The sequence below is a fragment of the Pseudoalteromonas rubra genome (assembly GCF_001482385.1).
Classification (GTDB): domain Bacteria; phylum Pseudomonadota; class Gammaproteobacteria; order Enterobacterales; family Alteromonadaceae; genus Pseudoalteromonas; species Pseudoalteromonas ardens.
The window spans coordinates 742,330-754,814 of sequence record NZ_CP013611.1 but is presented as its reverse complement, the minus strand read 5'-3'; the positions used below and the strand labels follow the sequence as shown (position 1 = coordinate 754,814).

General features: G+C 46.6%; 10 protein-coding genes. 4 read left to right on the top strand and 6 right to left on the bottom strand.

Translation table 11 applies throughout. From position 1 onward, the window contains the following. The first annotated feature begins 121 nt into the window (after nucleotides 1-121). The 3 genes from AT705_RS03395 (at nucleotide 122) to AT705_RS03385 (ending at nucleotide 3,558) form a co-directional block, all read left to right on the top strand. Entirely contained in the window at nucleotides 122-2,083 is a 1,962-nt protein-coding gene (locus tag AT705_RS03395; RefSeq protein WP_058795499.1) for an FAD-dependent oxidoreductase, read from the top strand. A 142-nt stretch (nucleotides 2,084-2,225) separates the two neighbouring features. Then, complete coding sequence (locus AT705_RS03390) at nucleotides 2,226-2,927, top strand: HvfX family Cu-binding RiPP maturation protein (RefSeq protein WP_058795498.1); 702 nt, start codon at nucleotides 2,226-2,228, stop codon at nucleotides 2,925-2,927. Between the two features lie 82 nt (nucleotides 2,928-3,009). Continuing rightward, nucleotides 3,010-3,558: an NAD(P)H nitroreductase gene (locus AT705_RS03385; RefSeq protein WP_058795497.1), complete on the top strand. Its 549-nt coding sequence runs from the start codon at nucleotides 3,010-3,012 to the stop codon at nucleotides 3,556-3,558. A 257-nt stretch (nucleotides 3,559-3,815) separates the two neighbouring features. Here the strand turns inward: AT705_RS03385 and AT705_RS03380 are convergent, their stop codons facing one another. Further along, nucleotides 3,816-6,362, bottom strand: coding sequence for a TonB-dependent receptor (locus tag AT705_RS03380; RefSeq protein ID WP_058795496.1), 2,547 nt, complete (start codon nucleotides 6,360-6,362; stop codon nucleotides 3,816-3,818). Between the two features lie 141 nt (nucleotides 6,363-6,503). On the opposite strand from AT705_RS03380, the gene AT705_RS03375 reads away from it, so the two are divergent. Continuing rightward, nucleotides 6,504-7,028, top strand: coding sequence for a YaeQ family protein (locus tag AT705_RS03375; RefSeq protein ID WP_058795495.1), 525 nt, complete (start codon nucleotides 6,504-6,506; stop codon nucleotides 7,026-7,028). On the opposite strand, the gene yfaE is transcribed toward AT705_RS03375, so the two are convergent. The 5 genes from yfaE to ubiG form a co-directional block, all read right to left on the bottom strand. Continuing rightward, entirely contained in the window at nucleotides 7,020-7,292 is a 273-nt protein-coding gene (yfaE, locus tag AT705_RS03370) for a class I ribonucleotide reductase maintenance protein YfaE (RefSeq protein WP_058795494.1), read from the bottom strand. The two genes, AT705_RS03375 and yfaE, sit on opposite strands and share 9 nt — an antisense overlap. Further along, nucleotides 7,292-8,422 (bottom strand): class Ia ribonucleoside-diphosphate reductase subunit beta, encoded by a 1,131-nt coding sequence (nrdB, locus tag AT705_RS03365; protein ID WP_058795493.1) that lies wholly within the window; start codon nucleotides 8,420-8,422, stop codon nucleotides 7,292-7,294. The genes yfaE and nrdB overlap by 1 nt, the downstream gene beginning before the upstream one ends. A 51-nt stretch (nucleotides 8,423-8,473) precedes the next feature. Continuing rightward, nucleotides 8,474-10,759 (bottom strand): class 1a ribonucleoside-diphosphate reductase subunit alpha, encoded by a 2,286-nt coding sequence (nrdA, locus tag AT705_RS03360; RefSeq protein ID WP_058795492.1) that lies wholly within the window; start codon nucleotides 10,757-10,759, stop codon nucleotides 8,474-8,476. 366 nt (nucleotides 10,760-11,125) lie between these two features. Then, nucleotides 11,126-11,773: an HAD family hydrolase gene (locus AT705_RS03355; protein WP_058795491.1), complete on the bottom strand. Its 648-nt coding sequence runs from the start codon at nucleotides 11,771-11,773 to the stop codon at nucleotides 11,126-11,128. Further along, nucleotides 11,770-12,480 (bottom strand): bifunctional 2-polyprenyl-6-hydroxyphenol methylase/3-demethylubiquinol 3-O-methyltransferase UbiG, encoded by a 711-nt coding sequence (gene ubiG, locus AT705_RS03350; protein WP_058795490.1) that lies wholly within the window; start codon nucleotides 12,478-12,480, stop codon nucleotides 11,770-11,772. Before ubiG ends, AT705_RS03355 begins: the two co-directional genes overlap by 4 nt. Between the last annotated feature and the right edge of the window lie 5 nt (nucleotides 12,481-12,485).

Here is a 12,485-nt window from a genome sequence, read left to right as displayed (position 1 = left end):
AAAATCAATCACTTTTCTATCATTGAATCGTATTTAACAGAAATTAGTCGCGGTTTTTGCTTGCGAAAAAATATAAAATCGTTAATGTTCACAGGTAAGACCAGTTACATTGGGGCACGCAATGTTAGAACAAAAATTACAATTGAAGAACACAGATTTGCGAAATCGCTTGGTCATGGGCTCGATGCACACAGGCCTTGAAGAGGGGTGGCACAACAGGAAACGGCTCAAAGCGTTTTATGAAGAGCGCGCGAGAGGCGGGGTAGGCCTGATCATCACCGGTGGGTATAGCCCAAACCTGCGTGGCAAACTCACGCCGATTTCTTCTTCATTTAATAGTCGCTATGACATCATTAAGCACCGCGCTTATACCGATGCAGTCCATGCGCATGGCGGTAAAATCTGCCTTCAGTTGTTACATGCAGGGCGCTATGCATATCACCCGTTTAATGTTGCACCCAGTGATATTAAAGCGCCCATTAATCCATACACGCCAAAATCGATGTCCTTGAGTATGATCCGCAATACCGTCAAAGACTTTGCTAAATCGGCCAAAATGGCAGAAAAAGCGGGCTATGATGGGGTTGAAATCATGGGCTCTGAAGGTTATTTGATTAACGAATTTATGGCTGAGCATACCAATAAGCGCCAGGATTTATATGGTGGAACGCTGGAAAATCGCATGCGCTTGGCGGTTGACGTGGTACGCGCTGTAAGAGAAAAAGTATCCGCTAAATTCATTATCGTGTTCCGACTGTCTGTTATGGATCTGATCCCGAATGGTTCGACAGCAGAAGAAGTCACGCTCCAGGCCAAAGCTTTGGAAGAAGCCGGTGTCGACATCCTGAATACCGGAATCGGCTGGCATGAGGCACGTGTTCCGACGATTGCCAGTATGGTTCCGGCCGGGGCGTTTCGTGAAGCATCAAAACGGCTAAAAGACGTGGTCGACATTCCAGTCGTGGCTGTGAACCGCATTAACACACCAGAGCTGGCAAATGACATTCTGAGCCAGGGCGAGGCTGACCTGATCTCCATGGCTCGTCCATTACTCGCGGATCCTGAATTTTTCAACAAGTATGCACAAAACCAGAGCGAGCAAATTAATATTTGTATCGGGTGTAACCAGGGCTGTCTGGACCATGTGTTTAAAGGTAAGCGGGCAACTTGTCTGGTTAACCCACAGGCCGGCTATGAGCTGGATTATCCACTGGAGCGCACCAACAGCCCTAAGCAAGTTCTGGTTGTGGGCGCTGGACCTGCTGGCCTGTCTGTCAGCTGCTATCTGGCTAAGAAAGGACACAAAGTTACACTGATTGATAAGAATGAACATGCCGGAGGTCAGTTCAATCTGGCAATGCGCATACCAGGTAAAGAAGACTTTAAATACACCCTAAATTACTTCCTGAAGGAAGTAGCGCGTCTGGGCGTGACTATGAAGCTGGGTTGCGAGTACGAGTCGTCTATGGCCCAGTCTTATGATGATATTGTTTTCGCGACAGGCGTTAGCCCCAGACAGTCCAGAATTACTTGCAGCGATGGCAAACGTGTTTTTGCTTACGATGAAGTGATCCGCAAAGAAGTGGAACTCGGAGACAAAATCGCGATCCTGGGTGCTGGTGGTATTGGCTTCGACATGGTTGCTTTTCTCGCTGAGCAGGCTGATCAGAGTATCGATGAGTTCAAAGCGCAGTGGGGGATTGAATGCCAGCCGTCAGACACCGCAACTGGGAAAAAGCTTTACATGCTTAAACGCAGTGAAGGGCGTTTTGGTAGTAACTTAGGTAAGACAACAGGCTGGATCCACCGAGCTGTTGCCAAACATCACAATGTTGAGCAGATTGCCGAGTGCGAGTATATCTCGTTTGACAGCAAAGGCTTGCTGGTTAAGCAAGCAGGTAAAGAGCGTGTACTGGACGTGGACACGGTTGTGGCCTGTATCGGACAAACCTCTAACGATGCGTTGTTTGACAAAGAGGCTATGCCAGCGAATCAGCATGTGATCGGCGGAGCTAAATTGGCATCAGCCATTGATGCTAAACGGGCTATCTTTGAAGCCCTTCAGGTTGCCAGAAAAATATAATCGTTCCAGGACAGACAAAGCACGGGCATGCTTATTGGGCATATCACCCGTGTTTTGTGCTATTTAAAACCACGCTATTTGCAATAAAAAACGGTGATTTAAGGTCTACACTCTATAACATCAGTTATAACAGACTTTATTTATGTATAAATCACTCTATTCCTTTTATCGTACCTTTCTTAATAGATTAGCCTTGCTCGACGGTCTGGCGCCATTGATGCTCAGGTTGATCCTGGCTCCGGTCATGATCATAGCTGGTTATAGCAAACTAAACCTCGCCAATCCTGATATTACTGGTCTGTCACGCTTGTTGGCCGATGAGAATGTGGTGGCCTGGTTTGGTAATTCAGACTGGGGGCTTGGTTTACCGGCACCCGACTTGCTGGCCTTTCTGGCGGGCTGGACAGAGTTTCTCGGCGGCTGGTTGCTGTTAATTGGACTGGCCACACGTTTGGTGTCCATCCCACTTGCTGTGACCATGTTCGTCGCTGCAACTCAGGTGCATTGGCATAACGGCTGGTTTTCCGTCGCCCCCAGTAATCCTGATACCAGTGCAGCACAGGTTTTTGCTTGGTTGGGCAGCGATGCTGCGAAGCAGAGTCTGGAAGCCAGTATAGAAGTAGCTGAGCGGTTATCTCGTATCAAAGAGATCGTTGCAGCGAATGGCCTACCAGAATATCTCTATGAGTATGGTAATCCGGTGATCCTGAACAATGGTATTGAGTTCGCGGCTATCTATTTTGCTATGCTGATAAGCCTGTTGTTTACCGGAGGTGGGCGCTACTTTAGTGTGGACTATTGGGTTCGAAAGCCACTGGAACCTGAGCAAAATTACTTGCCGTAAGCGGTTTTTGAAAGCAGACACTAAACTTTTGCGCCGGTGTCGCGTTAGAATAGGGTACTAACAGAAATTATAGGAATTACAAATGGATGCCATTGAACTATTAACGACGCGACAATCTGACAGCAACTTGTCATTCCCGGGCCCTGATGCGGCTCAGCTGGAAGTAATAAAAAAAGCAGCTCTTAAAGTGCCAGATCACGGAGGATTAAAGCCGTGGCGCTTTATTCTGGTTGAGGAGCACGGCAGAGAGAAGCTGGGCGAGATCTTTTATCAGGCTGCGGTTGAGGAGCAACAAGAGCAACGTATCATCGACCGTGCGAAGTCTTTACCTGAGCGTGCCCCTATGCTGGTTATCGCGGTTTCTCCTTATATGGAACATCCAAAAGTACCCAGAATTGAGCAGGTAGAGAGTGCAGCCTGCAGCGTATTTGCTATGCAGCAGGCGGCCTTTGCTCAGGGACTGTCTGGCGTATGGAGAACGGGTTACTTTGCACAAAGCAACTCGGTGAAGCGCCAACTGGGATTGAATGAGCAGGATGAAATCGTCGGTTATCTGTATCTGGGTACACCAACCGTACACTGTACTAAACCTGTCAGACACCAGCCTGAAGACTTTTTTACCCAGTTGTAACCTTTGCAGCCAGTTGAATTCTCTTAACGTTTTTAGTTCTAAGTTGACTGGTTTGATGCACAGCTTGATAGGGCCTGTCTGGTGAGGATTAGTCGCATTAAACTGTGTGAGTGTGCAGGCTTTTTTAACCGGTTCTAACGGTACTTATTATTATGGTAGGGCTAAAAAAGAAAATGCCGCTTTACAGCGGCATTGGGCTCAGATAGGAACTGTTTGTTTTTTGCTATTAGCTAACAAGTAAAACAGCGCCTAAAAACTTAGAAGTAACCACGGATCCCTAACTTGAAGTTACGTCCTGGCAACGGGGCTTGCTCTTTGATAAATGAGCTGTGTACAAAGCCAAGTTCATCGGTGATGTTGTCGACATTCACATAACCAACCAGATCTACACCTGACAAACTAAAGTCATAACTGAAGCTGGCATTTAGTAAAGTATAGCTGTCGGTTTTCGTTTCTGACTGCGCTAATTTGTCCTGTGTCATGTAGTGCGTGGCGCTCAGCTCTGCTGCAAAATCTTCAAGCTCAAAGCGGTAGCTCGTACCCAGCTTATTAGCTGGAATACGTGGCAGATATTCGCCTGAATCTAGTTCAGCTCTTAGGTGGTCACCATAGACTTTAATGCGGTTACGCGCATCAATCTGATAGTGGGCGTCAAATTCAAACCCATATAGTTCAGCATCGGCACTTTCAAATTGATAAACGGGCAGGGCACCATCATGATGGTGGTCAGCCAGTTCAATGCCGTGTTCACCGGTATACATGTAGCCGGTATTACGCTGATAATAGTAATTCGAGACATCATTGTAGAAGAAGTTTACTGTGTAACCAAAATCGCCAATGAAACGTCTTAGGCTGATATCCAGATTGGTCGATCTTTCCTGTTCAATGTGCTCAGGCTCGAAGTGAACTTCATCACCTTCGATATGGTAGCCAAGGCCCAGCTCATAAGTAGAGGTGGCGATGTGAAGGCCATTTGACAGCAGTTCGGCTGTCAGAGGTGCACGCTCTGAGCGAGACAGGTTAACGGCAACATTGTGACCTTCAGCATAATCATACACAGCGCCAATTGAGGCACTAAAGTTAGTAGTATCCAGTGTATAGTCGATTACCTCGGCCATGTGTTCATCTTCATGACCTTCATGCTCGTCGTGACCGTGGTCATCATGATCATGCTCGTCATGGTCATCGTGGCCTGACGTAAAGTTGCTAGACAATGCGAAGTCTTCAACACGTGCACCCAGCTCTAAAGTTACATCACCAAAACGGCGCTCTTCAAGCACGTAGAATGCATGTGTTTTTGTGTTAGTCGCTGGGGTGAACGCTTCTGCGCCCTCAGCGGCGTAGTCACTGTCAGAGAAGTGATAACCGATAATGCCGTGCCATTCGCCTAATCTGTGCTCGAGGTTGGTTCTCAGTTCAGTTGTTTCGTTAGTGAATGTTGTACCAACTTCACCATGTTCAATCTCGGAGTGTTCATAATCGGTAAAACCTGCGCGCACTTGGATAGACTCGATCCAGTTGTTGTGTAATGCGTAGTTAAAGAGTGCCTGCCATCTGTCTTGTTTAACACGAGCGAAGACGGCTTCTTCTTCTGCGCCATGTGCATGGTCGTGCTCGTCTTCGCTATGCTCATCATGGTCGTCATGATCATGTTCTTCATGGTCATGTTCTTCATGGTCATGTTCATCGCCATGGTCGTGATGTTCATGAGAGTGGGCAGGGATCCCATAGTCTGTTTCAATGCGGCCGTAAGATAGGCCAACCGTCAGGTGATCGCCAACGAAACTGGTACCAATATTAAATTGCTCAGAGTCGATAAAGGTATTGGCAACACGTTCTGCGTACTTAGTTTCGCCGTTTGCTTCTTCCCCATGCTCGTCTTCACCGTGCTCATCATGACCATGTTCGTCGTGATCATGCTCATCGTGGCCATGGTCGTCATGTTCTTCACCCGGTAGGGCAAAACGCGGTGTTTCATAGTCGCCGCCTTTACGCGTTACGCCATCAAAGTGGAAATTAAAGCCGTTGTTACCTGCTTCAAATAATGCAGCGACTGTATTGGTATTTGAATTGGTGTCGTGGCTGAACTCTGCTGCGCCCTGAACTCCTTCAATCACATCAGTCGGGATACGGTTATCTACCACATTAACTACACCACCAATAGCGCCTGAGCCATAGAGTAATGTAGCAGGGCCGCGCAGCACTTCAATTTGCTGTGCAGCCAGAGAATCGTTGGTATTGGCGTGGTCAGGCCCGACACGAGATGCATCACTGCTGTCCAGACCGTTCTGGGTAATTTTAACGCGTGGACCGTCTAAACCACGAATGATTGGGCTTGATGATACAGGTCCAAAATAACTGGCGTTAATGCCTGGCAGTTGTTTGAGTGTTTCACCGAGTGTTGGCTTGGCGCTGTTTTTCAGCTCATCACCACTTAAAACGGCGACAGGAGAAGCCATTTCGATGTTACTTTTGTGCAGCGCAGAGGCGTATACCACTACGCTCTCAACTGAACTTGGTGCTAGCTTAACGGTCACATAAGGCGATTCCGGAGTGACATCAATGCGCTCATTGATAAAGTTGTCTTTACTGACATGCAGCTGAGCTGCTTGATCGACGTTAATGCTAAATTGACCGTTAATATCGGTTTTAACGGACTGAGATTTACCGTGCAGATGCACCGTTGCATTAGGAACGGGCTGGTTATTGGTATCCAGCACTTTACCTTTTAATTGTGCGGCAGAGGCCTGCGAGGAAAAAATTGCGCTGGTTATGGCAAAAGTAATCAAAGACTGCTTAAACATAGTACTCATTCTGAATTGTTTATACTTGCAATAATATAACACCGCATTATTACGGTATCAATGATGTTATACTATCTCTTTAAGTTTGCATTATTTTGACGGCTTAATATAGTTAGTTTGATAGGTTCAGGTACAAATATCATGACTGATCTCTTTGTTTTTAAGGTGCGAATGAATATTGCAGACTTGTTTCATCGCTCACATCATCAGGAAGTGTTCACCGCAGCGCTGCAAAAAGCCGAAACGCTGGAGCATTTTGTGTTAAAGCTGATAGGGTTTTGCGGTCTGTCTTACTTAGACAATGTGCACTGGCTGGGAGTGAGAGAGAAGCATCAGCCAGACGTTTGGCTAGAGAATGCGCAGGGGCAAGTAGACGTTGCACTTTATGCTGGAGTACATAGCCTGAGTGAACTGCAAAAGTATCGTAAACAAGCGAATAAGGTGGTTTTTCTGGTGTCTGACGCAGATGCTTGGTATGCAGAACTGGCACCTCATCTGATAGCGGTACAGGGTATCAGTATTTTTTCACTATCCGCAGATTTTGTGAGTCAGTTGGCCGGTGTTTTATCGCGTAGCTTGCATTGGGACGTGATCATAGATAATGGGGTGATCAGCGTGAGTGACAAAGTGGATTACTATCAAAGTGAGATCATTAAACTACACTAGCTTAATGATCACATCGGTAACTGGCTGGCTGCAACAGAGCAAAATTTCTCCGTCACGGACGAACGCCAAAGGTTCTTGATTGTAGGCTATCTTTCCCCGGCAGAGCTTAGCGCGGCACGCACCACAAAACCCTTCTCTGCACTGATAGGCAACTTCAACCTGATTGGCTTCAAGCGTTGCAAGGAGTGAAGGGGAGTGAGCCGCGTGGAGGAGCGGCTCTTTGTCAGGATCAAGAAAGATTTTTTTGACTGGCCTGTCTGTCATTACAGGTCAAAGTCACCAAAGTCAGACGCATCGACTTCTGCATCAATCTGACCTACCAGATATGAGCTGATCTCAGCCTCTTGTGGCGCAACCTGAACGTTGTCAGACACTAACCAGGCATTAATCCAGGGGATAGGGTTACTGTTGCTTTCAAACTGTGCCGGTAAACCGACAGCGGTCATGCGTACGTTGGTGATGTATTCCACATACTGGCACAGGATGTCTTTGTTCAGGCCAATCATAGAGCCATCTTTAAACAGGTATTCTGCCCACTCTTTTTCCTGCTCAGCGGCTTCTACAAACATCTGGATCGCTTGCTCCTGACATTGTGCAGCCACAATCGCCATTTCTGGATCATCTTTGCCATCTTGCATAATGTTGAGGATGTGCTGAGTGCCAGACAAGTGTAGTGCTTCGTCACGGGCGATCAGCTTAATGATCTTGGCGTTACCTTCCATGAGCTCACGTTCTGCGAATGCAAATGAGCAGGCGAAGCTTACATAAAAGCGGATCGCTTCCAGAATGTTCACCGACATAATGCAGAGATAAAGCATTTTCTTCAGCTCAAACAGGTTAATGTGCACTGTTTCGCCGTTGATTTCGTGCTTGCCTTCGCCGTACAGATTATACAAAGAGACCTTTTCGATCAATGCGTCATAATGTTTAGTAACTGCCTCTGCACGCTCACTGATCTTATCGTTTTCGACGATGTCGTCGAAGACCAGTTCAGGTGACTTAGTGACGTTACGAATGATATGCGTGTAAGAGCGGCTGTGGATCGTTTCACTGAAAGCCCAGGTCTCAATCCAGGTTTCTAACTCTGGGATTGAAACAATAGGGAGCAAAGCAACATTGGGAGAGCGTCCCTGTACACTGTCTAACAGTGTTTGATACTTTAGGTTGCTCAGAAATATGTGTTTCTCGTGCTCTGGTAATGCCTGGAAATCCAATCTGTCTTTGCTGACGTCGACCTCTTCAGGGCGCCAGAAAAAAGACAGCTGCTTTTCGATCAGCTTTTCGAAAATAGGATACTTTTGCTGATCATAACGGGAGACATTAACAGATTGGCCGAAAAACATCGGCTCCTGCAATTGATTGTTGTGGGTTCTGTTAAACGTAGAATACGACATAGATAATTCTCGACACCAAAAAAGAGCGGGTAAATTACCCGCTAACTATGATTAGATTTTACAAGCGCCGCCTGCACAATCATCGTCTTCAGCCTCAGGCTTCATTTCGTCCTGGGCATCCGATGCACCGTCACGGGTGTTGTGGTAATACAAGGTTTTTACGCCCAGCTTGTATGCGGTAAGTAAATCTTTAAGCAACAGCTTCATAGGTACTTTGCCACCTTCAAACTTAGTCGGGTCGTAGTTGGTATTTGCAGAAATAGTTTGGTCAACAAACTTTTGCATAATACCGACCAGGCCTAAATAGCCATCGTTTGAAGGGATATCCCATAATAGCTCGTAGTTGTCCTTCAGTCGCTCGTACTCAGGCACTACTTGCTTTAGGATACCATCTTTACTGGCCTTAACGCTAATGTGGCCGCGTGGAGGCTCAATACCATTCGTTGCGTTAGAGATCTGAGAAGAGGTTTCAGATGGCATCAACGCAGACAAAGTCGAGTTACGCATACCATATTGCATTACGTCCTGACGTAATCCGTCCCAGTCCAGGTGCAGAGGCTCGTTACAGATACCGTCTACATCTTTTTTGTAGGTATCGATAGGCATGATGCCTTTTGCGTAGGTTGTCTCATTAAATTTAGGACAAGCACCACGTTCCTGAGCTAACTTGTTAGAAGCTTTCATCAGGTAATACTGAATGGCTTCGAACGTTCTGTGGGTCAGACCATTGGCGCTACCATCTGAGTATTTAACGCCATTTTTTGCCAGATAGTAAGCAAAGTTGATGACACCGATACCTAAGGTGCGACGTCCCATGGTGGCATTTTTTGCCGCTGGAACAGGGTAGTCCTGGAAGTCCAGCAAGTTGTCCAGAGCACGAACAGCCAGCTCAGCAAGCTCTTCAAGCTCATCCAGGCTGCTAATAGCGCCGAGGTTAAACGCAGACAGAGTACACAATGCAATCTCGCCTTCTTCGTCATTGACGTGACTAAGCGGCTTAGTTGGCAGTGCAATTTCCAGGCACAGGTTAGACTGGCGAATAGGGGCAACTTTTGCGTCAAACGGGCTGTGCGTATTACAGTGGTCAACGTTTTGCAGATAAATACGACCAGTACTCGCGCGTTCCTGAGCAAACATAGAGAATAGCTCAAGTGCTTTAATGCGCTTCTTACGGATTGAATCATCCTGCTCATACTGTACATACAGACGTTCGAACTTTTCTTGATCTTCGAAGAACGCGTCGTACAAACCAGGTACATCTGACGGGCTGAACAAAGTGATGTAATCGTCTTTGATTAAGCGAGAGTACATCGTTTTATTGAACTGAACACCGTAGTCGAGGTGTCTTACACGGTTTTCCTCAACACCTCGGTTGTTCTTCAGAACCAGCAGGTTCTCCACTTCCAGGTGCCATAAAGGGTAAAATAGTGTCGCAGCACCGCCACGAACGCCCCCTTGAGAGCAGCTTTTCACCGCTGTTTGGAAGTGCTTGTAGAATGGAATACAGCCTGTGTGGAATGCTTCACCATTGCGGATAGGGCTACCCAGAGCACGGATCCGACCTGCATTGACACCGATCCCGGCGCGTTGGCTAACGTACTTAACAATAGCAGACGATGTTGCGTTAATAGAATCAAGGCTGTCTGCCGTTTCAATTAGTACGCATGAGCTGAATTGACGAGTCGGTGTACGTACACCCGACATAATTGGCGTTGGCAGTGAAATCTTAAACTGTGAAACCGCGTCGTAGAAACGCTTGATATAATCAAGTCGCGTTTCTTTCGGATAATCTGAGAACAAGCTTGCTGCAACCAGAATATACAGGAACTGAGCGCTCTCATAGATTTCGCCAGTCACCCGGTTTTGCACCAAGTACTTACCTTCTAGCTGTTTGACGGCGGCGTAACTAAACGACATATCACGATCATGCTCAAGGTAGTCGTTTAGCTGTTCATATTCTTCTCGAGTATAATCAGTCAATAAACCTGCATCATAGCGCTTGTCTTCAACCAGTTTAGTCACATGATCGTACAAATGCGGTGGCTCAAACTGGCCGTAAGCCTTTTTGCGCAAATGGAATACTGCCAGGCGCGCAGCCAGATATTGATAGTCTGGCGTATCTTTCGAAATTAGATCAGCGGCGGCTTTAATGATGGTTTCATGGATGTCTTCGGTGCGAATACCATCATAAAACTGAATGTGAGATTTAAGCTCTACCTGAGAAACAGACACATTATTCAGGCCTTCAGCAGCCCAGTTTATCACTCGATGAATTTTATCTAAATCAAGCGGCTCTTTACGGCCGTTACGTTTACTGACAGATAATTGTTGGTTCATAGCTACGCCTGTATTCCCCCGGAATGCGGTAATTGTCATCGCATATTCATAATTGCTTAGCATTTCACCACTATATATGGTGTCCGCTAGAAAGAGGATCACAAGATAGTGGGGTTATCGCTATTTTGCAATAGAGCAACTTTCTATGGATTGTGGATAACATAGGGATAATATTTTTATGTTAGCAAACACTAACCTTCTGCTATCCAACATGGCTGCAAGCAAAAAAAAATCAACTCACGACAATCGATTTTTCTCTTTTTTTAAGAAAATTTTGCAAACTGCACGACTGTTTTTTTTCTGTGCAAAATTGTTCTCAATATAGTCCACAACACTACATATAGTGGCATTTTTTATTCAATGCCACTAAATATACGAAATGAGTGATTCTGGGTTAGTAAGATTCAGATCCGCAGACCAACTTTGTGCCTCTTCCAGGGATGGAATGAAGCCCCACAAGGCGGCGGCTGACCGCATTCCTGCCGCTTTTGCCGCTGCAATGTCGCGTTCAGCATCTCCAACATAGGTACATCTGATGGGATCTACGCCCAATTGTTCAGCGGCAAGTAATAGTGGCTCAGGGTGTGGTTTAGCAACTTCCAGGGTGTCACCGCACACCACAACCTCAATGCCCTTAAGCGGGCCGATCTGGGCCAGCAGGGGTAGGGTAAGAAAAGTGGGCTTATTGGTCATAATCGCAATTTTAATTTCTCTGCTCTGTAAGGCTTGAAGCAAAGCTTCAATACCTTCAAAGCAGCGAGAGTGAACAGCGATGTGTTGTTCGTAATAATCCAGCAGCTGTTGCTTTAAAGCTGAAAAGTCGAATTTGCTGAGCTGCTCTCCAAAGCCGACTTCCAGCAGCGCCTTTACACCATTGGAAATAGCCGGACTGTATACCGCACGCGGTACCTCGGCCATTTCGTGCTGTTGTAAAACGTGATTGAGTGCGGCGCCCAAATCATCACTGGTATTGAGCAGGGTGCCGTCGAGATCAAATATTACAGCCTGTGTCATGCGAGCTTCTCAAAGTGGAGGAGGTAATTGACACTGACGTCATTAGTCAGCGTAAAGGTTTTACCAAAGGGGTTATAATTGATACCGGCAGCGCGGCGCACTTTCAAACCTTCAGCTTCGGCCCAGCCTATCAGGGTAGAGGGGCGGATGAACTTGTTGTGGTCGTGGGTGCCCGGAGGTACTATCTTCAACACTCGCTCAGCCGCAACAACGGCAAGCAAAAATGCTTTGTGAGTCTTGTTCAATGTAGAGAAGAACACGTCGGCACCCGGTTTTGCTGCTTTTGCAACAGCTGCAATAATAGAAGCTGGATCGGGCACGTGCTCAAGCATTTCCATGCAAGTGACGACATCAAACTGTGCGCTATGATGTGCGGCAAATTCTTCTGCTGATACCTTGCGGTAATCAATGGCAACACCCGCTTCCAGTGCATGTAGTTTAGCAACATTCAGTGGTTCCTGCCCCAGGTCGATACCATGCGCTTTGGCGCCCATTTTTGCCATACTTTCTGTCAGAATACCGCCACCACAACCGACATCGAGCACTTTTTTCTCAAACAAACCGCCACACCGATCGTTGATAAAGTCTAGTCGTAATGGGTTAATGTCATGCAACGGTTTAAATTCACCTTCGCGATCCCACCAGCGTTCAGCAATCTCTTCAAACTTTGCAATTTCACTTAAATCTACATTTTGATGTTCGGTCATAAAAA

Bases quoted from the DNA above. Each gene is read 5' to 3' on its own strand.
- AT705_RS03380 (WP_058795496.1), bottom strand. From the start codon at position 6,362: ATGTTTAAGCAGTCTTTGATTACTTTTGCCATAACCAGCGCAATTTTT.
- AT705_RS03375 (WP_058795495.1), top strand. From the start codon at position 6,504: ATGACTGATCTCTTTGTTTTTAAGGTGCGAATGAATATTGCAGACTTG.
- AT705_RS03385 (WP_058795497.1), top strand. From the start codon at position 3,010: ATGGATGCCATTGAACTATTAACGACGCGACAATCTGACAGCAACTTG.
- AT705_RS03390 (WP_058795498.1), top strand. From the start codon at position 2,226: ATGTATAAATCACTCTATTCCTTTTATCGTACCTTTCTTAATAGATTA.
- AT705_RS03395 (WP_058795499.1), top strand. From the start codon at position 122: ATGTTAGAACAAAAATTACAATTGAAGAACACAGATTTGCGAAATCGC.
- yfaE (WP_058795494.1), bottom strand. From the start codon at position 7,292: ATGACAGACAGGCCAGTCAAAAAAATCTTTCTTGATCCTGACAAAGAG.
- AT705_RS03355 (WP_058795491.1), bottom strand. From the start codon at position 11,773: ATGACACAGGCTGTAATATTTGATCTCGACGGCACCCTGCTCAATACC.
- nrdB (WP_058795493.1), bottom strand. From the start codon at position 8,422: ATGTCGTATTCTACGTTTAACAGAACCCACAACAATCAATTGCAGGAG.
- nrdA (WP_058795492.1), bottom strand. From the start codon at position 10,759: ATGAACCAACAATTATCTGTCAGTAAACGTAACGGCCGTAAAGAGCCG.
- ubiG (WP_058795490.1), bottom strand. From the start codon at position 12,480: ATGACCGAACATCAAAATGTAGATTTAAGTGAAATTGCAAAGTTTGAA.